The sequence below is a fragment of the Halomonas sp. MES3-P3E genome (assembly GCF_002836035.1).
GTDB lineage: Bacteria > Pseudomonadota > Gammaproteobacteria > Pseudomonadales > Halomonadaceae > Vreelandella > Vreelandella arctica.
Genome location: NZ_PJBT01000004.1, coordinates 66,592 through 89,249, shown reverse-complemented (window position 1 = coordinate 89,249; position 22,658 = coordinate 66,592). Strand labels below are relative to the sequence as shown.

At 53.9% G+C, this 22,658-nt stretch carries 18 protein-coding genes and 1 tRNA gene; 10 read left to right on the top strand and 9 right to left on the bottom strand.

Annotation, left to right across the window (positions count from 1 at the left end):
- Both zorA and CXF87_RS01800 read right to left on the bottom strand, forming a co-directional pair.
- On the bottom strand, positions 1-605 hold a 605-nt coding region (zorA, locus tag CXF87_RS01805; RefSeq protein WP_198555979.1), incomplete at its 3' end, for an anti-phage ZorAB system protein ZorA.
- A 408-nt stretch (positions 606-1,013) separates the two neighbouring features.
- Positions 1,014-1,090: transfer RNA gene (locus CXF87_RS01800), tRNA-Ile, on the bottom strand.
- Positions 1,091-1,202: 112 nt separating this feature from the next.
- Here CXF87_RS01800 and CXF87_RS01795 point away from each other — a divergent pair.
- Entirely contained in the window at positions 1,203-1,793 is a 591-nt protein-coding gene (locus CXF87_RS01795; protein ID WP_035586867.1) for a hypothetical protein, read from the top strand.
- Between the two features lie 3 nt (positions 1,794-1,796).
- On the opposite strand, the gene CXF87_RS01790 is transcribed toward CXF87_RS01795, so the two are convergent.
- From CXF87_RS01790 to CXF87_RS01770, 5 genes are all read right to left on the bottom strand, one after another.
- Complete coding sequence (locus CXF87_RS01790) at positions 1,797-3,605, bottom strand: ABC transporter ATP-binding protein (RefSeq protein ID WP_101145258.1); 1,809 nt, start codon at positions 3,603-3,605, stop codon at positions 1,797-1,799.
- 34 nt (positions 3,606-3,639) lie between these two features.
- Positions 3,640-4,467, bottom strand: coding sequence for an ABC transporter ATP-binding protein (locus tag CXF87_RS01785; protein ID WP_101145257.1), 828 nt, complete (start codon positions 4,465-4,467; stop codon positions 3,640-3,642).
- Positions 4,464-5,561, bottom strand: a complete 1,098-nt coding sequence (locus tag CXF87_RS01780; protein WP_431313207.1) for a FecCD family ABC transporter permease — start codon at positions 5,559-5,561, stop codon at positions 4,464-4,466. The genes CXF87_RS01785 and CXF87_RS01780 overlap by 4 nt, the downstream gene beginning before the upstream one ends.
- Before the next feature lie 38 nt (positions 5,562-5,599).
- Positions 5,600-6,544 carry a FecCD family ABC transporter permease gene (locus tag CXF87_RS01775; protein WP_232774508.1) on the bottom strand — a complete coding sequence of 315 codons (945 nt, stop codon included), beginning with the start codon at positions 6,542-6,544 and terminating at the stop codon, positions 5,600-5,602.
- Positions 6,545-6,618: 74 nt separating this feature from the next.
- Positions 6,619-7,533 carry an ABC transporter substrate-binding protein gene (locus tag CXF87_RS01770; RefSeq protein WP_431313206.1) on the bottom strand — a complete coding sequence of 305 codons (915 nt, stop codon included), beginning with the start codon at positions 7,531-7,533 and terminating at the stop codon, positions 6,619-6,621.
- 300 nt (positions 7,534-7,833) lie between these two features.
- Here CXF87_RS01770 and CXF87_RS01765 point away from each other — a divergent pair, with 300 nt between their 5' ends.
- Positions 7,834-9,966 (top strand): TonB-dependent receptor domain-containing protein, encoded by a 2,133-nt coding sequence (locus CXF87_RS01765; RefSeq protein ID WP_101145254.1) that lies wholly within the window; start codon positions 7,834-7,836, stop codon positions 9,964-9,966.
- 153 nt (positions 9,967-10,119) lie between these two features.
- Here CXF87_RS01765 and CXF87_RS01760 read toward each other — a convergent pair whose 3' ends face one another.
- Entirely contained in the window at positions 10,120-12,078 is a 1,959-nt protein-coding gene (locus CXF87_RS01760) for a ligand-gated channel protein (RefSeq protein ID WP_101145253.1), read from the bottom strand.
- Positions 12,079-12,268: 190 nt separating this feature from the next.
- Here CXF87_RS01760 and CXF87_RS01755 point away from each other — a divergent pair, with 190 nt between their 5' ends.
- The 5 genes from CXF87_RS01755 (at position 12,269) to CXF87_RS01735 (ending at position 18,374) form a co-directional block, all read left to right on the top strand.
- Positions 12,269-13,183: a LysR family transcriptional regulator gene (locus tag CXF87_RS01755; protein WP_101145252.1), complete on the top strand. Its 915-nt coding sequence runs from the start codon at positions 12,269-12,271 to the stop codon at positions 13,181-13,183.
- 77 nt (positions 13,184-13,260) lie between these two features.
- Positions 13,261-14,136, top strand: a complete 876-nt coding sequence (locus tag CXF87_RS01750; protein WP_008958165.1) for an AEC family transporter — start codon at positions 13,261-13,263, stop codon at positions 14,134-14,136.
- Positions 14,137-14,266: 130 nt separating this feature from the next.
- On the top strand, positions 14,267-15,463 hold the full coding sequence (locus tag CXF87_RS01745; protein ID WP_101145251.1) for a PQQ-dependent sugar dehydrogenase: 1,197 nt from the start codon (positions 14,267-14,269) through the stop codon (positions 15,461-15,463).
- Positions 15,464-15,516: 53 nt separating this feature from the next.
- Complete coding sequence (locus CXF87_RS01740; protein ID WP_101145250.1) at positions 15,517-16,962, top strand: sensor histidine kinase; 1,446 nt, start codon at positions 15,517-15,519, stop codon at positions 16,960-16,962.
- An 11-nt stretch (positions 16,963-16,973) separates the two neighbouring features.
- Positions 16,974-18,374, top strand: a complete 1,401-nt coding sequence (locus CXF87_RS01735) for a sigma-54-dependent transcriptional regulator (RefSeq protein WP_101145249.1) — start codon at positions 16,974-16,976, stop codon at positions 18,372-18,374.
- 162 nt (positions 18,375-18,536) lie between these two features.
- Here the strand turns inward: CXF87_RS01735 and CXF87_RS01730 are convergent, their stop codons facing one another.
- Positions 18,537-18,986, bottom strand: coding sequence for a hypothetical protein (locus tag CXF87_RS01730; RefSeq protein WP_101145248.1), 450 nt, complete (start codon positions 18,984-18,986; stop codon positions 18,537-18,539).
- Positions 18,987-19,404: 418 nt separating this feature from the next.
- Here CXF87_RS01730 and CXF87_RS01725 point away from each other — a divergent pair, with 418 nt between their 5' ends.
- The 3 genes from CXF87_RS01725 to CXF87_RS01715 all read left to right on the top strand — a co-directional run bounded on the left by CXF87_RS01725 (position 19,405) and on the right by CXF87_RS01715 (position 22,450).
- The gene (locus CXF87_RS01725) at positions 19,405-20,607 is read left to right on the top strand and encodes a quaternary amine ABC transporter ATP-binding protein (protein WP_101145247.1); all 1,203 of its coding nucleotides are present in this window, start codon (positions 19,405-19,407) and stop codon (positions 20,605-20,607) included.
- On the top strand, positions 20,607-21,434 hold the full coding sequence (locus CXF87_RS01720; RefSeq protein WP_101145246.1) for an ABC transporter permease: 828 nt from the start codon (positions 20,607-20,609) through the stop codon (positions 21,432-21,434). Before CXF87_RS01725 ends, CXF87_RS01720 begins: the two co-directional genes overlap by 1 nt.
- Before the next feature lie 140 nt (positions 21,435-21,574).
- Positions 21,575-22,450 carry a glycine betaine ABC transporter substrate-binding protein gene (locus CXF87_RS01715; protein WP_101145245.1) on the top strand — a complete coding sequence of 292 codons (876 nt, stop codon included), beginning with the start codon at positions 21,575-21,577 and terminating at the stop codon, positions 22,448-22,450.
- The last annotated feature ends 208 nt before the right edge of the window (positions 22,451-22,658 follow it).

The window sequence follows — 22,658 nt, the reverse complement described above, 5'->3', positions numbered from 1 at the left end:
ACTAAGCTCATGCCGATACCCCACACCGAGGTCAAAAAGGCAATTTTTGCCCCATTAACAACACTGGCTATGCCAGTCTTCATTTGCTCGACATTACCGTCTAATTCAAGGCCACTTAAGCCAAGTTGTAAACCAATAAAGGTGCCGATAACACCCAGCGCTGTAAGAAATCCAGGTACTGCAGCTGTTAATCTATTTTCAGTAACTGAGCGTGCCAATGTATAATCATTAAAAAAATGTCCCCCATCAAGAGTATTGCGGAGAACAACTTGATCGTTTTTTTCCACCTCTACTAGTGTCTCATCAAACTCTTGCCACAAGTGCGCAGCGTTCGAGTTCTTATATCTTCTTTTTCGATCTTTAGCAGCTTGTATAAAGTCTCCTCGCTTTCTGGAAACAGTTTCTCGCGTTTCATTTTCTATCAGCTTGAATAACCATTGAATATCCCAACGGGCACTAACAGTACGGCATAATGAAATGAAGAAGAATATTAAGGCTACTGCAACAATAATAAGAGAAATAACACCACTTAATTCGACGCCATTTTCTGGGACTTTCAGCACCCATTCAGGCCATAACCAAGCGAGGCGAAACTGATTCTCCATGGACATTCCCTTATATTTTTTGTCACTTAACGTGGTTTACTAAGTTAATCAAACGAGCTAATAATGTTGATTAAGACGACTACTATCTGCAGGCATCCCAAACATTTAGTATAATTTCAATTGCTTACAAAAAATCAGTGGTTAAGAATAGCCAACTGCATAAATGAGGAAACCTATAAAAACATCTTCATCAGAATCATACGCAACGTTACCAAATCTGCACATAACAGTGACCCTACGTCAGAATACCAAATATTGCATCCACATAAGCACCTTGCTTTAGGTTATTTTGTTTATGCGCAACCTAGGGCCAATTCCCAACTTCTCGAAAAAAATGAAAAAGGGGGTCAAGGCCTGCGTTTTTTTGAAGCAAACGATGAAGGTGTAAGGAAGGAACAAATATAGAAATGGTGGGCCCAGTAGGACTTGAACCTACGACCAAGGGATTATGAGTCCCCTGCTCTAACCAACTGAGCTATAGGCCCGAAAAGCGTGCATATCATAGCGAATGTGGCAGAGTGAGGCTACCCCCTTTGCGCTATCTTGATGTCATTACGGCACTTTATGTGGATTGGGCAGTCTGGTGAGTAGTTCTTTATGCGGAGACGCGTTGTGAAAGCATTGATTGCTCTATTTCCCCTATTGTTGGCAGTGCCAGCTTTCGCTGACTGGCAGCTTGACCCTGCCCAGTCCCAGGTGCAGGCGTCGATTACTCAGTTGAACGGCGAAGCACCGCAAACTCATCACCACCAAGTACGTGATCTGCAGGGTGATATCTCCAGCGATGGTACGCTTCGACTGCCGTTAAAACTTAGCCAAACAGATGTGCTTGAGCGGTTTGGCGAACTTCCGCCGTGGATAGGTTTGTTGGCGAACACCACTTTAGTGACGCTGGTGGCGCAGATGCCACCCGAGCGGTTGGACAGCTTAGATATTGGTGAATCACTGGTGGAGACGCTGGAGTTTCGCGTTCAGTCCGACATGATAAACCAGCAGGAATCCGTGCCGCTGCGGTTTACCCGCGAAGGTTTGAATGAGATACGCGTGACCCACGCAGAGCCCATGGCGATGGATGGCAGAGCGCTGATGGCCAACAGCACGGTGCGTACCGTGCTGTCGATGCTGGGCTATCAGGAGATTGACGAGCATGTACCCGTCACCCTCAATGCGCTTTTAGTTAACCGTTAAAGATTAGCCCCTGAGTACTTCTACATCACCCGCCTGGGCTTCGCCGGTTTGTACTCGCCATTGGGCGGCGTAGTGGCCGTTAGCTTCCAATAGGGTTGAGTGGCTGCCGCGCTCGGCCACTTGGCCTTTCTCGATCACTACGATCTCATCGGCATGCACGATGGTAGAGAGCCGGTGGGCAATCATAATCACCGTGCGACCATGGGCGATGCGCTTAAGCGAGCGCTGAATGGCCGCCTCGGTCTCGTTATCGACTGCGCTGGTGGCTTCATCCAGCACCAAAATAGGCGGGTCTTTAAGCAGCGCCCTGGCTAGAGAAAGCCGTTGGCGTTGGCCGCCGGAAAGCCGCACGCCCCGCTCCCCTACTGGCGTGTCCAGCCCTTGGGGCAACGTCTCGATAAAGCTCCACGCTTCGGCCGTTTTGGCGGCATCGATAATGGCGGCTTCGTCTGCATCAGGTTTGCCGTAGGCGATATTGTCGCGAATGCTGCCTTCAAATAGATACACGTCCTGGCTGACCAGGCCAATCGACTGGCGTAGCGAGTTCATGCTGACGTCGGTTATCGGTTGCCCGTCGATAAGCACCCGCCCACTTTCCGGGTCGTAAAAACGCAGCAGCAGTTTGATCAAGGTGGATTTTCCCGATCCCGTCGCCCCCACCAACGCTAAGGTGTTGCCCGCTGGCACGTGCAGGTGAATGCCATCGACCCCGACAAGGCTGGTCGCGTAGTGAAAACTCACATTATCAATCGTTACTTCGCCACATACTGGCTGGGTAAGCGGTGTCGTGCTGTCATCTTTGACCGTAATCGGCACTTCGAGCAGGTCAAGAATGCGCCGCGTGCTCGCCATGGCACGCTCAAACAGGTCAATCACCTGGGCCAGGCCGGTGAGCGGCCAGAGCAGTCGCTGAGTTAAAAACACCAGCACGCCGTAAGCGCCTACGTTCAGGTTGCCGTTGAGCGCCATCATGCCGCCAACGGTAAAGGTGGCGAGAAAGCCTGCTAAAATCGCCATGCGGATGACCGGAATAAACGCGGAGCTAACCTTGATCGCGCGGCGATTGGCTTCTACATAGGCTTCGCTGGCATCGCGTAGGCGTTCGGCTTCGCGGTCTTCGCTGGTAAAGCTTTTAATCGTGGCGATGCCGCTGAGGTTATTGGTTAACCGGCTGGCCAAATCACCGACCTTTTCACGCACATCGCTGTACAGCGGCCCGGCTTTACGCTGGAAGAAGAACGCCCCCCAGATAATCAGCGGAATCGGTGTGAACGCCAGCAGCGCTATCAGCGGCGAAAGCACGAAGAACACCGCGCCCACGGCTACCACGGTGACCACCACCTGAATCAGCGCGTTGGCTCCGCCATCCAGAAAGCGCTCAAGCTGGTTCACATCATCGTTCATGGTCGCTACAAGCTGGCCGGAGCTTTTCGACTCAAAGAACGCCATATCCAGCCGCTGGGCGTGCTCATAAGTATCCTGGCGCATATCCGCCTGTAGCCGCTGGGCTAAGTTGCGCCATAAAATCTGGAACAGGTACTCAAACAGTGACTCCCCTGCCCAGATAAAAAACGTCAGCACCGCCAGCATCGTGATCTGCTGTTGGGGTGTTTGAAACCCCAAACTTGCCACAAAGCTCTGCTCTTGATTCACCACCACATCGATGGCGACCCCAATCAATATCTCTGGGGCAATATCAAACAGCTTGTTGATAACTGAACAGGTAGTGGCGGCAACAATGCGTCGCCGATAGCCCTTGGCGTAGCGCAGTAGCCGCACCAAAGCTTGAAAACTGTGCGCAGGAGAGGACACAAGTATTCCTTTCTAAGATTGTTTTAGGCCTAAGCTAGCCACTCACCGATGAGCGCCGCACATTGGCAAGCAGCGGGCTACCGGTATCAGGGTCGGTTAATAGTGTGCACTCTACTTGATAAAGCGTGCGTACTAAATCTTGAGTGACCACCGTGGCGGGCGGCCCCTCCGCCACAATCTGCCCTTCGCGCATGGCGATTAAGTGATCCGCGTAGCGGCAGGCGCTGGCGAGGTCGTGCAGTACCATCACCACGGTGCGACCGTGATGGGCAAGGTGCTGAACCAGTTCGAACACTTCGATCTGATGGCCAAGATCCAGTGCCGAAGTGGGTTCATCCAGCAACAGTAGCGGGGTTTGTTGAGCGATGGTCATGGCGATCCAGGCGCGTTGCCGCTGCCCCCCGGAAAGCGCGTCAATTGGCCGATCGGCGAGTTGCTCAAGCCCTGCTGCGGCCAGCGCGTGCTGGACGACTCGCTGGTCCTCCGCTGACCACTGGCGGAGCCACCCTTGATGGGGCTGGCGGCCAAAGCGAATCAGCTCTGTGACGCTTAAGCCTTCAGGCGCGACGGCCTCTTGAGGCAATAGCGCCAGCTGCGTCGCCAACTGGCGCGTGGGAAGGCGCTGTATATCGGCGCCATCCAGCAGCACCGCCCCGCTGTCAGGCTTATGAAGGCGCGCAAGCCCGGCCAATAGCGTTGATTTCCCACAGCCGTTGGGGCCCACAATGGCGGTGACTTGGCCGCTGGGTAGGGTGATATCCAAGCCATCAATCACCTGCCGGGCGCCATAACTCATGCCGAGTGATTGAGTCGCCAGTGAAGGCATTGATAAGGGCATTGATGTCGCCGGGGAATGGCTCATGTGTAGCTCCGTTGCGGGCGCATTAATATCCAAAGTAGCCAGGGGCCACCCAACACTGCAGTGACAATACCCACAGGAATCTCAATCGGTGCGAGCAGCGTGCGCCCGGCTAAATCAGCCAGCACCATCACTAATGCCCCCGCCAGCGTTGCCGCCAAAATAGGCACGCCGCGTGAACTCGACAGCGACCGGGCGATCTCGGGGCCAATTAGCCCCACCATACCCACCGGCCCAGCAACAGCGACCGCCAACCCCGTCAGTGCAACCGAAAGCAGCAGCACTTCCAGTCGGCGTCGTTTGACGTTAACCCCCAAGCCGCTGGCGGTGGCATTTTTAAAACGTAGCAGCGTTAGTGAACGGGCCAGCACCAGGGCGGTGGGCAGCCCTAACGCTAACCCGAGCATGAGTAGCTGTAGCGCGCCACTAGGCCGGGCATTCAGCGAACCAACCGTCCAGGGGTAGGCAGCGTTGGCGGTATCAATCGCCACCCGAGCAAGGAGCAGCTGCGTCACCGCACCAAATACCGCGCCAACGCCAATCCCCGCAACGATAAAACGGTAGCCCTGGGTGCCACTACCCGCCGCTAAACCAAAGGTAAGCACTGCCGCCGTGGTCGCGCCTGCCAATGCCATGGCGGGCGGTGCAATTGAAACACCTATCCCTACGATGGATGCCACGGCAAACGCCGTTGCGCCATTATCAATGCCGATAATACCCGGCGTCGCTAGGCGATTGCGGGCTAACGTTTGCATCAAAATGCCTGCCAGTGCGAAGGCAGCTCCGGTGAAGCAAGCGGCAGCCAACCGTGGCAAGCGTAGTTCTTGCACCACAAAGGCTGCCATCATGTCAGCGTTGCCCACCAGCGCTTGTAACACCGCCGTCGGGGCGACCTTAACGCTGCCCAGACTTAGATAAATAACGCTGGCGACGAGCAACGCGCCGAATAGACCCAGATTGACCACCACCGCACGCTGTTCAAACAGTACGCTGTTCGCACCCTGTTGATGGCGCCAGGCGAATCGCCAATACCCTTGAGGCGGCGAGACTGTGTCGTTGTCACCCGAAGCCGCTCGGGCTGTATCAGAGAAAGGCATAGAGGTGGATTTAATTGATGTGGTTTTCATGAACCAGCTCATAACATCGGTAAGCGGCGCGCACGCACGACCGCTATCAATACAGGTGCACCGCATAGCGCAGTGAGTACGCCCAGCGGTAACTCGGAAGGGGCGACCACCACACGCGAGATGATATCGGCGGCTAACACGATCAGTGGCCCAATGGGCAGACAAAACAGCAGCGTGCGGCGAATATCAGGCCCGGCAAAGGCTCGTGCAACAAACGGCACCACCAGCCCGACAAAGGCGATTGGCCCGGCAATAGCAGTGGCCGCGCCAACCAATAGCGCCACACAGGCCACGACCAGCCAGCGAATAAGGTTAGGGTGGTGACCTAATCCCGACGCAACCCGCTCACCTAAGGCCAGCGCGGCTAATGGCCGGGCGGTCAATATGACGACCACAGCCGCAACCAACATGCTAGGCAGCACCGCTAGCAAGTCGTCTAAGCGGCGGCCTGCCAAACTGCCAATCACCCAGAAACGAATTTCATCCGCGGCGCGCTGATCATAAAGCAGTATCAATGAGGTGAGTGAGGCCAGCAGCCCAGAAAACGCAGCCCCGGCGAGCACCAACCGGATAGGGTCATTGCCTACGCCACGAAAGCGCGCCACGCTCAATACACATACGCAGCCCACCAACGCACCTAGCTGCGCCACTGAAATACGCAAGGTAGCGGCACTGGCGCCGAGCACTAGCGCCAGCGCCACGGCAAAGGCAGCTCCTGCGCTAACGCCTAAAAGCCCCGGCTCAGCCAGCGGGTTGCGGGCCACCGCTTGCAACAGCGCCCCCGCCACCCCTAACGCCATCCCCACCACGATGCCGATTAACGTTCGCGGTGCGCGCAGCTCCCACACGATAAAATGCGCTTCGCTATCCTGGGCACCGAAAAGTAGCGCCAACACCCGACCGGGGCCAACACTTCCCGCGCCAATCAGTAGGCTAACGAGGCTCACCGCCATTAAGGCGGTGAGGAGTAGCAGTATCAGCGTACGCGGATGGGTACGGAGGTTAGTCGTTGCAGAAGATGGAACTGTCACGGCAATAGCGCCGCCTCTATATCATCAAGGATCGCTTGCGCCGCTAGCGGGCCGTTGGCGCTGGTCCATAGCTGGCCGTCTACCGGGACCACTCGCTCTTGCTGCACGACATTAAGCCGCGTAAAGGCACTGCTCTGTTTGGCCGCCTCCAACGCTGCTTGGCCGTCTTCGTTTAGCGTTGCCAGGAACAGCCAGCCACCGTCCACTTGTGAGAGGTTTTCCAAGCTAAGCACATCGCTATGCACGCCACGCTCACCCACCAATCCGCCGTCCTGAACATCCAAGCCGGCTTGGGCTAAAAGTCCTGCTGAGAAGAGGTTTTGCGACATGACCATTGGGCCACCGGGCATCCAGCGAACCAAAAACGTACTGCCACCAACGCCTGCGGCCTCCACTGCTTGACCAACCTCGGCGGCGCGCTGCTCAACAGTCGCAATGGCTTCTGCAATCGCTGCTTGACGATTGAGCGCTTCGCCATAAAGGCGCGCTTCGTCTTTCCAGTTATCCGGAGCAAGCGGCTGAGTGGGTGGCACCACCGTGGGCGCAATGCGGGATAGCAGCTGATACTGCTCATCAGACAACTGGGCGGGGGCCAGAATCAAATCCGGCTGCTGAGCCAACACGGCTTCGATGTTGATCTCGCGCACCACACCCATAATCGCCGGCCGGTCATCGCCAAGATGCGCTTCAATATAGCTCGCCACGTTGTCGCCACCACGGGTGGTAACGGCACCTAGCGGTTTCACGCCTGCCGCCACGGCGGCGTCTAGCGCGCCTTCGTACAGCGTTACAACACGTTCCGGCGTACCTTTCACTTCTACATCGCCGTAAGCGGTATCGAGCGTGCGGGCTTGCGCAGTGGTGGTGCCTAAAACGCTGACGACTAACGCACTGAGTAGCACGCCAACCATGTTGAAGCGCCAGCTCTTATGACGTGCGGTGGCTATTGCTGGGATGATAACCGACATAGCTTTCTCTCAAGACAAAACATTGAGACAGATAGTAACGATTATCAAAAGCACCTGCACTACTATTCAGCAGAATCTTACGTTCCATTTCTTGCAACCCATCGACGACTTATACGTTTCACTTTATGCAACAAATCGTTCCTCAATTTTGCATCGCAAATAGGAACTTTTCTTTTTAGACTCTCAACCCTATTTGATAATAAATATCATTGACAAGCGAAACGTATTACCAAGGGGTCCTTCATGCAAGACTTTACTCGCCGCATTTTAACCAGTGCTATTGCACTAGCCGCTGGCTCTTCGGGCGCCTATGCGCAAGACACTACTCAGTTAGACAACATGGTGGTGTCTGCCAGTGGCTTTGAGCAAGCCATGGTGGACGCACCGGCCAGCATCTCGGTGATCTCACGTGAGGAACTTGAGCGCACGCGTGTCACTAGCATTGCCGATGCCCTGCGCGATATTGAAGGCGTCGATGTAGGTGGCCAAGTGGGTAAAACGGGTGGCAGTAATATCAGCATCCGCGGCATGCCTAGCGACTACACGTTGATACTGATCGACGGACGCCGTCAGAATGCGGCGGGCAGCGTTACGCCTAACGGCTTTGGCGAAACCTCGACCAGCTTCTTCCCCCCCGTATCCAGCATCGAGCGCATTGAGGTTATTCGTGGGCCGATGTCGACGCTTTATGGCTCCGATGCCATGGGCGGTGTTATCAACATTATTACCCGCCGTGTTGGCCGTGAATGGACGGGCTCGGTGGGCGTCGAGAATACCTTTAACCAGGATCGTGACTTTGGCGACCGCCGTGAAATCAACCTCTATACCAGTGGCCCAATAGTGGCAGACACACTGGGTGTTCAACTACGTGGACGCTTCTATGAGCGCGACGCCTCCGAGCTTGTCTATAGCGACGAGAACGGTGACCCGATTGAAGTCAGCCAGCGCGGCCCCAGCCCGGTGGAGGGCGATATTTACAACCTGGGCGGCAAGCTGACCTGGACGCCTAATGACAACAATGATCTCTGGATGGATGGTGAGGTCAATCGACAGCGCTATAACAACGATGAATGCCAGCTAGGCACGCTTGACGGACGCACTCGTAGCTGCGACCCGGAACCAGGCGAAGCATTTGGCTACTCTGACGAACTGCGCTTTGAGCGTGAACAAGTCGCGATTGGTCACACGGGGCGTTTTGCATCAGGCACGTTGGAAACGAGCCTAATGCGCAACACTACCGAAACCAAAGGGCGCACCATGCCAGGTGCAATCGGTGAAGCTTACGACGGTTTTCCAGGCATTGTCGGTGGCGACCCGCGCGAACTCGAGACCACGAATACGGTACTCGATAGCAAGTTCATCATGCCGTTAGACAATCATATGACCACGGTGGGAATGCAGTGGTGGGATGCGGAACTCGATGACGGCCTTGCAGGGGAAACTTTCGAGCAAACCACTTGGTCGCTATTTGCTGAAGACGAGTGGCTGCTACAAGACGATTTAGCCCTTACCTTAGGCGGTCGCTATGACCACCATGATGCTTTTGGCAGCCAGTTCAGCCCACGCGGCTACTTGGTTTGGAATACTACCCCGGAGTGGACGCTAAAAGGCGGTGTTAGCCGCGGCTATAAGACCCCAACGCTTAATGCGCTGCACGCTGGCATTAATGGTGTCACCGGACAGGGTACCGTGCTGACCATCGGTAACCCTGACTTGGAGCCGGAAACCAGCACCAGCAGCGAGATCGGCGCTCACTACGATAATCAACAGGGTTTCACCGCCAGCGCGACGCTGTTCTACAATCAGTTTGACGACAAGATCGCCAGTGGCAACGATATCTTGATCGAAAACGATCCGCTGATTCCCGACGGTCTTTATGGCCAAGATATCAATATTGATGAAGCCATCACCCAGGGCATCGAGCTAGCCGCCAGCTATCAGTTCAATCCCGATTGGCGTTTGAATGCCAATTACACCTATACCGATAGTGAACAGCAAAGCGGCGAAAATGAAGGCGATCCGCTTACCGATACCCCAGAACACGCGGTCAATGCCACGCTGCGCTGGCAAACCACTGCGAAATTGGATACATGGCTTTCAGCGGAATACCGCAGCGAGCGCTACCGTAATCGCGAAAGCGTTCGGGGCGCCCCTTCCTATGATGATTTAGGTGATTTTAAAGCCTACTCGCTATTTCACCTGGGCGGTAATTACGCGGTGACCGATAGCCTTAACCTAAGCGCCACGATCTACAACCTGTTTGATAAAGACTTCGTTGACTACCGCGCCTATGGCGATGGCACTAGCTTTGGCAATGTGTACGCCAATAGTGAGGAAGGCCGCCGCCTGTGGCTCTCCGCCCGCTACGAGTTTTAATCGGTTTCAGCTCGCTACTGTTTCAATGCTGACTTCTGCCCCGGCTATGCGCCGGGGCTTTTTTGATAATTAGCACGCGCTCTTCTTAGCCAAAAAAAGGCGGCTATCGCTGGATAGCCGCTGCAGTAGTGCACCTATTACTGGAAAACTGGTTTAGAACGCAACGTTGAGACCCAACCAAACCCGGCGGCCATCTTCTACATAGCCGTACTCGTCGTAATCGATCGCTTCGTCGAACAGGTTGTAGATGCCGGCGTTGAGCTGCGTTGTTTCATTAAGCTGATAGCCCACGCCTGCATCTATAAAGGTGTAGGAAGGTGCCACAATGGCGCTTTGCGAGGGGCCGGTATTGGGCTGGCTCTCTTCACCGCGGTAGGTCGCTTTGGTCCACTGGCGCAGCTTGGGCGAGACTTGCCAATCTAGCGTGGCCGATACCTGATGGCGCGGGAGCTGGGTGAGCGGTTCGCCTGCGTACTCACCGCTCTTCTGCTCGCTGTCGGTAAAGGTGTAGCTGGCTGTTAGTTCAACTGCCTCGCCTAGGGGCGCCGCTATGCTTGCCTCTACCCCTTGTGTGACCGCTTCATCAATGTTGATGCGATAAGTAGGATCGCTGCCGAACTGGTTGGGTTCATCAGCACACACACCTTCGGGGCAGGCAATGCGGGTGATTTTATCTTTGAAGTCATTATGGAACAGTGTGATACCGCCACTTAGCCCGGCGTCATTGGCATACAGCAGCGCCAGTTCCTTATTGAGCGAGGTTTCTGGTTCTAAATCCGGGTTACCATAAACGTCACCGCCTCGGCTGATTTGCCCCCAGTCAGCAGTGGCTTCGCGCAGGTTAGGCGAACGGAAGCCGGTGGAAACTCCGCCTTTTAACGTCCAATCTGGGGTCATGTTCCACACACTGTAGAGCCGCGGGCTGATATGGCTGCCGTAGTTTTCAGCATCGTCTAACCGTATACCGCCAGTCAACGCCCAAATATCGGTCAGCAGCCACTCATCTTCTGCAAACAGAGCCCACTGCTGCTGCTCTACGTTAGTACGATCGGAAATCTGGTTGGTCGTGTTGTCATCCAGCGACTCCTCTTCGTAGCTCGCGCCCAAGGTGAGCATATGGGAACCCAACGGCATCACCAGGCTGGTTTTAGCGGTGGTGTTGGTGATCTCAATTTCCCGCGATGGGTTTTCGCTGGTTTCCCGCTGGACAAAGCTTTCGCTGGTGCCAATATCAAAGCGGCCGCTATGGGTCAGAGCAACATGCCGATTGGTATAATCGTTGAAGCTATCCGTGCAGCCACCTCGGCAGCCTTCTGAGGGCGCCGAGTTACCCATCAGCGATTGACGCTCCTGCTCGGTAATACCGGCTTCAGCGGTAAAGTCGTGGTTATCCGAGGCGGCAAGACTGAACCGTGCCGTCAGGCTTTGCAGGCTTTTATCTTCGTAACCGTTAATGATGTTGTCTTCGTCGCGCTGTGAGGTACGACCATAGAGTTGGAGACCTAACCGATCACCTATTAATGGCCCACTCAGATAAAAATTGGCTTGGCGGCTGTCACCAGAATCACTGCTCTCTTGCAGTACCGTGTCGAGCTGGACATTACCGTGCCACTCCTGGGCAACTTTGCGGGTAATCACGTTAATCACACCGCCAATGGCATCGGAGCCGTAGAGCGTCGACATTGGCCCACGTACCACTTCAATACGCTCGATTGCCTGCAGTGGCGGCAGCCAATCCTGTTCAAAACCGGCGCTACCATTGGGCCGAGACTCACGAGAATTTTGCGGGCGCCCATCCACCAGTATCAGCGTGTATTGGGAGGGCATGCCGCGGATAGAGATATCGTGGCCGTTATCCCCAGCGCCGCCACCGGTCACGATCACACCGGGCACATCGCGCAGCGCATCGGTAACATCTTGATAGTGGCCTCTTTCCAATTCCTCGCGTGAAATCACACTAATAGACGCTGGCGCATCCGAAACTGACTGTTCAAAGCCGGAGGCAGTCACCACCATATCATCTAACCGTGGCGCTTCTTGTGCCCACAGGGGGCCGCTGGAAAAAGTAGAGATAGCACTAGCCAGCAGCGTTCGGCGCAAACAGGGAGACATAGAAAAAGTCCTTCATGTAAGTGAGCAATTGCCCTATAAATGGGAATTATTAGCATTTGCATTTTTGCACACTCTTTCCATAATGGGGTGAGACGGTGCGTTCAGCAAAACGGAACACAAATGCCTATTATTTTCATTCGCACCAAACAGTGGCACAATTAAACCTCACCCTTTGCCCGTGGGCCTGACCATGTATGACTTTGACGAACTCACCGCTTTTGCCGATGTAATGACCACGGGCAGCTTGACCCGCAGCGCGCAAACGCTCGGTTTAGCCAAATCGACCCTAAGTCGACGCATCAGTCAACTGGAAGCTCGGCTTAACCAGCCGCTGCTAAGACGCCAAGCCAACCGCTTAATCCCCACGGAAGCTGGGCTGCTGTTTCACAACTACTGCACTGAACTTTTGGCGATGGCGGCCCATAGCCAGGAGGCGCTGGCGGAGCTGCGTGAGGAGATCAGCGGTGAAATAACCCTTGAGGTACACGGTGCCTTAGCGCGTAGTTGGTTAGCGAGCGCCATTGATGCCTTCTTGAACCGGCACCCCAAGGTAGAACTAACGCTACACACTCGTGAAACGCCGCCAACTAAAATGCACAGTAATAGCGTGCATGTTTGGTTGGGGCCAACGCATGAGTGCGGGCTTAATCAGGAACGCTTGGGGTATTTAACCCGTGGTTTATATGCCAGCCCCCGCTATTTAGAAAGGGCTGGCATGCCTAAGCACCCCGAAGAACTTAATCAGCATGCTTGGATAGACCTTTTGAACTCAGCGTCAAATGGGCTACTGCTCTCACATCCTGAACACGGCGAGTACACCTTTAACCCGCCCCGCTCACGGTTAAGGGTGGATCTCACCGCCCTCCATATTGATGCCATCGCGCGTAGCCAGGGCATTGGTCTACTCGCTCACTGGTTAACCGCCAAACGTGAACAGCATCATCCGGGCGAGCTGATTAACTGCCTGCACGGCTGGGAGCCAGCCCCTTTACCGATCACGCTGCTTTACGCTTATGGCCACCAGTCACGCCGAACTCACGCCCTGTTGGAGTTTTTACGCAGCCAAGTGCCCGCCCAGTGGCGTACGTCCACCGCCGCTGCATAGACCCATTAAGTGTTTACCTTGCCAGTTAGCCCGCTTATTAACGACAATAGGCGCTTAATTATTGCCAAGGACAGTCAATGCTTGCCGAACTTTTTGCCGTCATGGCGCCCGTACTTGCCGGTGCAGGGCTTGGCTATTTATGGGTACGCTTAGGCCATCCTTACCCGGTCGACTTCATTACCCGTCTGGTATTTAACATCGGAACACCGTCACTGGTATTAGCGTCCCTGGCAGGCGCCGACATTGATGCCACCACCTTTGGCCAGACAATGCTGGCCGCCGCGTTGGTGATTCTCACCATGGGGGCCGCGACCTTTCTGGTCGCGAAACTGTTGCGCCGCAGCTGGCGGGTGTTAATTGCTCCCATGATGTACCCCAATACCGGCAACATGGGCTTACCGGTGGTGCTTTACGCTTTTGGCAGCGCAGGCTTTGCCTATGGCATCACGGTGATGGTTACCGTCTCGTTATTTCAATTCACCCTGGGCGCTGTCCTTAATAGCCAAGGTAATCCACTCAAAACCCTCGTTAAAACGCCAACCGTTTACGCCATTCTTATTTCTATGGCGCTGTTGCTGACCGGTACCTCGCTGCCGCCCTGGTTGGCGAACACAGTAGATTTAATGTCCGGTTTCACAGTACCGCTAATGCTGATTACGCTGGGCGTCTCACTGGCCAGTATCAAGGTCAAAAACCTGCGTTCGGGGCTAGGGTTTAGCTTAGTGCGCATCCCCCTTGCTGCGGTAGCCGCTTGGTTGATCGCTGGCTGGGTGGGCCTTCCCCCCCTCGCACAAAGCATTTTAGTAGTGCAGATGTGTATGCCCGTGGCGGTATTTAACTATCTATTTGCGCAACGCGCTCAGCGTGAACCTGTCTATGTTGCCAGCCTAGTGTTCTGCTCAACGCTGCTAGCGTTGGTTTATATACCGGTACTGCTCGCCATACTCATGTAAGCCCGCTTCTTTCAATAACGCCGTTTAAGCACTCTTAGCGGAACCCCGACGTGAGTGAAGAGTCACTGCTAGACTGTTATTAATAACGGGTACTAATGATAACGGGCATTAACATCACAGAGGGCACGCTATGCATTATGCCAATAAGAGTCACTCTACCCGCCTCTGGCTCGCGCCGGGGATTCGAGTAGCGGGGATTAGCGGGTTGATACTGGCGGCTACGATGAACAACGCGAACGCAGAAGTGATTGAGGCGTCGCTTGAAACTGAGCATTTAACCCTTTCTATGGAGCGTATCGCCGAGGGTTTCGAACACCCCTGGGCGGTTGCGTTTTTACCTGATGGGCGCTCGCTGGTCAGTGAACGCAGCGGGCAACTGACGCTTGTTGACCCCGAAAGTGGCGAAAAACGCTCCCTGGAAGGCATGCCAGACGTCAGCACGCAAGGCCAAGGCGGCCTGTTAGATATCGTTTTGCACCCTGATTTCAAAGATGGCAATGGCGCGGGTGACAACGACTGGATTTATTTCACCTGGAGCAAGCCCGATGGCAATAACACGCGTTCGGCGCTATCACGCGTACAATGGCTGGGCGACGAACTGGGTGAGGTAGAACACTTATTTGAACAGGACCGCGCCTCTGGGCCTGGCCGCCATTATGGCTCGCGACTCGCTTGGCTACCTGATGGCACGCTGCTAATGAGCATTGGCGACCGCGGTAGTGAGCCGCCTCGCGCCCAAGCAAGCGATGACCACGCGGGCTCAACATTGCGCCTTACCGCCACCGGCGGCGTGCCTGATGACAACCCTTTTGTAGACGATGACGCCACACTGGACGAAATCTATACCATGGGTAACCGTAATATTCAGGGCATGACCGTGTTGAGTAACGGCCAAGCTTGGGTATCCGAGCACGGCCCGCGAACCGGCGACGAGCTTAACCATATCGAAGCAGGCAATAACTATGGCTGGCCGGACGTCAGTCAGGGCAATGACTACGCCACCAATGAACCGATTGGCGAAGACTCACTGCCCGGCATGGTGAACCCGGTATATGTGTTTGAAGGCCGCTTTGCACCCGCCGGACTTGCAGAAGTGACTAGCGACGCGTTTGGCGAGTGGAAAGGTAACTTATTGGCTGGCGGTCTCGGCAGTGAAAAGCTACTTCGCTTGCGCTTAGAGAATGGTAACGTAGCCGAAGAGGAACTGATTCTTAATGGTGACATTGGCCGTATTCGTGATGTTCGCCAAGGCCCGGACGATGCCATCTATCTGCTTACCGATGCCCCACAGGGTGGTCTTTATCGCTTGGCGCCAACGAAACAGTAACGCCTCAAGCATTTACTGATACTAAAATGTATTAACACCACTATGGGCGCCGCATGCGACTACGCAATTTAATAATTTTAACGGTAATTGTGCCGCTTTTCGTCGTCCTAGTGGTGTTTAGCTTAGTCGCCATTAAATCGCTTGAGGATAACGTACGCTCAAAGCTACAAACGGAAGTAGAGATTATTACCCGCACGCTGAGCTCTTCGCTGAGTTACGCGGTCACGCCGGACAGCAGCACCCCGCTCGAAGAAGCGCTACAATCGGCGTTCTCGTTCCACCGCATTTATGGCGCCTATGTATTCGATACCGACGGGCGCGACATATACGGTCTAGGCCTTGGCAAAGACATTTTCAGCCGGGAAGAAATTCAGCAAGTCATTGAGCGCGATGATTTATATAGCAACTATCGGCAGCACGATGGCTGGAATTACTACTCTGCGTTGACACCCCTGCGTTCACAAGATGGCACTGTGTATGGCGTGCTGCAGGTTAACCGACTCAATACCGGCATTGAGAGCTATACTGGCTTTATCAGCATTGTGGCCGTGTTGGTATTTGTGGTCGGCGCTGCAGGGATTGTATTTAGTATTTGGTGGGGGTTTCGCCGCCATATCGAGCGCCCGCTTAATCGGCTGCTGCACGTAATGCTGCTGGTGGAAGACGGTGACCGCAGCCAGCGTGCCGCCGAAGACGGCCCTACCGAATATCGCCGCCTCGCCTCTGGTTTAAATGGCATGCTGGACGCGATGGCAGAGAAAGACCAAGAAATCGAAGACCGCCAGCGGCGTGAAATAGAGCTTGAAAAGCGTCTACGCAAATCGAAAAAATTAGCCGAACTAGGCGTTCTTGCAGCGGGGGTAGCCCACGAAATAGGTGCACCGCTAACGGTAATCAATGGCCAAGCTCAACGCCTGGCTCGCCGCGATGTCATTGGTGATGACGAGCGAGCAAGACTCGGACGCATTCGCGGCGAAGTGGAACGCATCGTTGAAATTGTGCGTCAATTGATGGAATTAGGCCGTCAACATAACGTAGAGAAAGGCGAGTTAGCACTCGATCAGCTTATTATGAGCGCCAGTGATTTGGTTGAAGAGGAGCTTGAACCGCGCAACATTCGTCTAGACATTGAATTACCGTCACCGACACCCAACTTAATCGCTAATGGTCAGCAGCTTATTCAGGTGCTGACCAATTTACTCAGAAATGCGGCGCAAGCGCCCGACGTAAGCCGCATCAGAGTTCGAGCCCAACAGCAAGAACACGAATTAGTACTGTGGGTAGAAGATGATGGCCCGGGCATACCCGACTCTCATCATCACAAAGTGTTCGATCCATTTTTTACCACCAAACCCGTCGGCCAAGGCAGTGGTTTGGGGCTCTCTATGGTACATCGCATTATTAACGACCACGGCGGCACGATCGGCGTGTTTGACAGCGTCCTTGGTGGCGCTGGTTTTGAAATTACACTACCCCTTAGTGAAACCGCATCCGCGTGAGGACAACGTTTGTGACCCATCAGGAACACCTTTTACCTTTATTGGTGGTGGAAGATGACGCCGCTATACGTGAGTTATTAGAGGAAGAACTGCAGGATGCAGGCTATACCACGCTGGGCGTCCCTAGCGCTGAAGAAGCTATTGCCCTATTGAGCCACACCACCGTCTCGCTGGTAATTACCGACGTACGTTTGCCGGGTATGACTGGCATACAGTTACTTCAGCAACTCCGCCAAGCGGGCAGTGAGTTGGGCATTATCGTGATTACCGCCTTTGGTACCATTGATCAGGCGGTCGAGGCATTAAAACTCGGGGCTGACGACTTTTTAACCAAGCCACTCGATTTGGATGCAATCCGGGAAGCCGTTTTTCGTGTGCTAGAACGGCAGCGTTTAGCAGTCTTCCACGATACCGATATCAGTCACTTTCATGGCATCGTGGGTAAAAGCCAAATCATGCAGGCGCTGTTTCACGATGCCTCTCGGTTAGCCAAAAGCGATGCCCCCATCCTCATTTTAGGTGAAAGCGGCACCGGTAAAGAGCTACTTGCTCGCGCCATTCATCAGGAAAGCCCGCGTAACGACCAGCCCTTCGTACCAGTTAACTGCGCGAGCATTCCCGCCGACTTGATGGAAAGTGAGTTCTTTGGCCATGTAAAAGGCGCTTTTACCGGCGCTAGCGAAGCGCGCAAAGGGCTATTTCAAAGCGCCCAGGGCGGCAGCCTGTTCTTAGATGAAATTGGTGAAATGCCGATTAATCTGCAGGCTAAATTGCTGCGTGCCCTGCAGGAGAAAACCGTGCGTCCAGTGGGTGGCGAGCGCGAAGAGCCGGTGGATGTGCGAATCATCGCTGCGACCCATCGCAATCTAGAAAAAGAGATAGAGCAAGGTAACTTCCGTAGCGACCTTTTTTACCGGTTGGAAACTTTTTCGCTGCGTATCCCGCCTCTGCGTGAGCGCGGCACCGATATCGAGCATCTTGTTTTTGCCCTTATCGATAAGCACTCTGAGGCACAGGGCAAGCAGATTGAGAAAATCGAACCCGAAGCACTCAGTAATTTGCTCAATTACGCCTACCCCGGCAACGTGCGCGAATTGGAAAACGCCATTATGCGCGGCGTTACGCTGAGCGAAGATGGCTCGCTAAGCCACAAGGATTTACCCGAGCGCCTGCGGGAGCAATCAACGGTGGAAACCGGCACGCCTATAGTGCCTTCCGTCAGTGGCGAACTACTCGCGGGCGGCCAACTGCCAGCCCCGCCTCCGATCCGCTGGCCCAGCTTGGAAGAAGTCGAAAAACGTTATATTAACAAAGTCTTGGAAGCCACAGGGGGCAATAAACGGCGCACCGCAGAGGTGCTGGGCATCGCACGCAGAACACTCTACCGCCGCCTTGAAGATAATGAAGAGTAATTAACGCGACCCTGCTAGCTGATTAAACAGGATAAAAAAAACCCCCGCGGGCGCGGGGGCGGAAAGGATGGCAAACCGTGTGGAGCAGCCGCAGGGAACAGACAGCTGATGCGATTTACCATCGTAGGGAGCGGTACACTAACAATTACTAATGTCTAGCCATTACTGATTACTGGTTTCCTCACCATCGTCATCTGGGGTGGTATCTGTATCTTCACTGTCTCCCGGCATCGGGTCAGTGCCTTCACCGAAACCCGCTTCATCTTCTTCGGGGTTCATTGTTCCCGTGGCGGGCTCAGCCATTGTGTCTTCAGGCATAGGCTCTTCAGACGCCATAGGCTCTTCAGATTCCGCGCCTGAACTTTGAGTCATGGACCCTTCTGAACCTGAATCTTGCTCCATTGCAGGCTCTTCACTCATGCTCGGCTCAGGTTCAGTGGTGGCATCTTGCTCCAGCGGAGAAGGCTCTTCCGCGGGCGTTGCTGGCTCTTCATTATCGCCGCAACCAGCCAATACGATGACACTTGCTGCTGTTGCCATCATGCACACCGTTAACCAACGTGGGCGCTTAGTAGCTTGCCGACTTTCAATTTGGTCATGTTGATTATCCATATCACCCACCTCCATTGATGAAACCGTTAATCTCTACTCTGCAACATATAATTAATAAAACGTTCACCTGATTAAATGAAAATTTGGCTTATACAAATAGTGACTCGGCTACCAAGCACATTCATTTAATGTGCCAACTTCCACATAAATAAAACAAAAACTTTAAAATCATAACGTTAAAAAATAATAAATATCAGCATCGACGGCAGCTGATCGAAATCAGGTGGGTAAAAAATGACACATGTAGCGTTAATTGCCCCGTTGAGCGAGCCGTTGTGACACATAGGCCCTACCTATGTATAATAATTATTAATAAATTAACCAACACAAGTTATCTTTTCTTTTATGAATGACGTTGTGCCGCGGCTAACGCTGCCATCAATGCACATTCATTCTGCTCAACAAAAAGGCACCGCCGATGGACGAGACACGACCCGTCAAAATTAAAGTGCGCGGCTTAAGCAAAGTCTTTGGCAAGCACCCTCAAAAAGCAATCGAGCTACGTAACCAGGGAATGAAGCGCCCGGAAATTCTGGAGAAAACAGGCCAGACGCTGGGGCTATCGGATATTTCGTTTGATGTCTATGAAGGCGAACTGCTGGTTATCATGGGGCTTTCAGGGTCAGGCAAGTCGACGTTGATTCGTTGCCTTAACCGCCTGATTGAAACGACCGAAGGTGAGATCGTCATCGACGGTGAAAATATCCCGACGCTGAAAGAGAAAGCGTTGCTGGAGTGCCGTCGCCGCCACTTCTCTATGGTGTTTCAGAATTTCGCGCTATTTCCTCACCGCACTGTGCAGCAAAACGCCGAGTTCGGTTTGGAAATTCGCGGCGTAGAGAAAGCAGAACGGCACAAGATTGCTCATGACTCGCTGAAACAGGTTGGCTTGGAGGGCTGGGAAGACGCCTACCCCAATCAACTTTCCGGCGGCATGCAGCAGCGCGTTGGCCTAGCCCGTGCATTGGCCAACGATGCCACCGTGCTGTTAATGGATGAAGCCTTCTCCGCACTCGACCCGCTAATTCGTAAAGACATGCAGCAAGAGCTTTTGCAACTGCAATCCAAAATGCAAAAGACCACCGTCTTCATCACCCATGACCTGGATGAGGCGCTCAACATTGGCGACCGCATCGTGCTGCTCAAAGATGGTGAAGTAGTACAGATCGGCACGCCGGAAGAAATTCTGACTAAGCCGGCGGATGACTATGTGCGGCGCTTTATCGAAGGGGTTGATCGGTCACGTATTCTGACCGCTGAAAGCGCCATGCGTCCGCTACGCACCACCGCCCGCGAAAGCGATGGGCCGCGCACCGCCCTGCACCGTATGCGCGACCACACTATCGACTCTATCTACGTCGTTGATCGCGACCGTCGTCTGCTCGGCCTGCTGGAGGTGGATGCCGCTAGCCGCGCGATTGAAGAAGGGTCTGATTCAATCATTCCCTATTTAACCCAAGATTTCCGCAAAGTCCCTATGGATGAGCCGCTGCATAACCTGTTTGCCATGTTTAGTGAAAAGAGCTTCCCTATCGCCGTGATTGATCAGCAAGAGCAACTGCTTGGCGTGGTGGTAAAAGGCGCAGTACTTGATGAACTGGCACGAGCAGGAGAGCAATAATGGAAATCCCACGCATCCCGCTAGGGGACTGGATTGAAAGCGGCCTGACCTGGTTGACCAGCGAATACTCTTTGGTTACCCGTGGCATCTCACGCTTCACTCAAACCGGCATTGATTTTTTAAACGACAGTCTAATGTGGCTGCCTGAGTGGGCACTGCTCGGCTTGATAGCCCTGCTCTGCTGGAAGCTGGCGGGCCCTCGGTTAGCCATCGGCGCCGTCGCCGGGTTGGCTCTGATTTGGAACCTGGGCCTTTGGAACCCAATGATTGAGACGCTCACGCTGGTGGTATTTGCCACCATGGTGGCGGTGGTCATTGCATTACCTGTGGGCATCGCTGCGGCGCTATCCAATCGGCTTTACCGCGTGATAATGCCGATTCTGGACTTCATGCAGACCATGCCAGCGTTTGTTTATTTGATTCCCGCGATTCCGTTTTTCGGCATTGGCTCCGTCTCAGCAATTTTTGCAACGGTCATCTTCTCGATGCCACCGGCGATTCGCTTTACCACGCTGGGTATTCGTCAAGTTCCTGTAGAGCTCATCGAAGCCGCTGATGCTTATGGCGCTACACGGGGTCAGAAACTGTTCAAAGTACAGCTGCCGCTTTCATTACCCACAGTCATGGCGGGTATCAACCAGACCATCATGTTGGCGCTCTCCATGGTAGTGATTGCCGCCATGATCGGTGCGGATGGTTTGGGCAGCGAAGTATGGCGCGCTATTCAACGTCTGCGTCCTGGCGATGGTTTTGAAGCGGGTATTGCGGTGGTTATTCTAGCCATGCTGCTTGACCGCTTGACGCAGTCACTGAGAAAGACCCGATAACCGGAAAAATGCATCAATTAAGCAAAACGGCAGAAGCGACTGCGTTGAGCCAACCGCTTGCTAAGTCGCTTCTGGCTAAGCATGCTGTGTTTGGCAGCAGATCGTCACATTAATAAATGTATACCCAAGGGAGAAAGTGAATGAAACATCGCACATTGAACCTCCGTATCCGTATCGCTTCACTGGCACTGTTAGCTGGTACAGGCGTCGCTATCAGCAGTACAGCGCAAGCCGAGGAAGAGAAAGGCACCATTAACTTGGCTTACGTCGAATGGTCATCTGAAGTTGCTTCCACCAACGTGGTTGCCGCAGTACTTGAGCAAGCAGGCTATGAGGTGGATCTCACCTCGCTTTCTGCTGCTGCCATGTTCCAAGCGCTCTCTTCTGGCGATGCGGATGCTATCGTTGCCGCTTGGCTGCCAACCACTCACGCCGATTACATGGAACGCTTGGGTGATAGCATAGAAGACCTGGGTCCCAACCTGGACGGCACCAAGCTAGGCCTCGTTGTACCTGAGTACACCGACGTCGACTCCATTGCTGACCTTAACGATAACGCTGACAGCTTTAATAACGAGATCATCGGTATTGACCCCGGCGCAGGCTTAATGTCGCTGTCCGAAGAGGTTGTGGATACCTATGACCTTGACCTGGAACTGCGTAGCGGTAGTGGCGCCACGATGACGGCAGCGCTTTCGAGTGCCATTAATAACGAAGAAAACGTTGTTGTTACCGGCTGGACGCCTCACTGGATGTTCGCCCGCTTTGACCTCAAATACCTAGAAGATCCTGAAAATGTCTACGGTGGTGCAGAGCAGATCCATACCGCGGTTCGCGAAGGCCTGGAAGAAGACATGCCAGAAGCCTATGCCATTCTCGATGCTTTCGAATGGACGCCAGAGCAGATGGGGGAAGTCATGCTGATGAATCAGGAAGATGGCAGCGACCCCTACGAGAACGCAAAGCAGTGGGTTGAAGACAACCAAGACGTAGTGGAACAGTGGCTCGATAGCTAAAACTATACGAGCAAGCTATAGCAGGGGGCTTCGGCCCTCTGTTGTCGTTGTAAGTACCGTTTTAAGTGCTGTGTTAAGCACCGTATTAAGCGCTATGGTTCACAATACGTTGAACACTGTTTTAACAGATTTGCTATTGTGCGCCTTAACGTACGCCATGCAATGTTGGTTGATGACCACATTTTGGTTTTTGTTCAACATCTTTTGA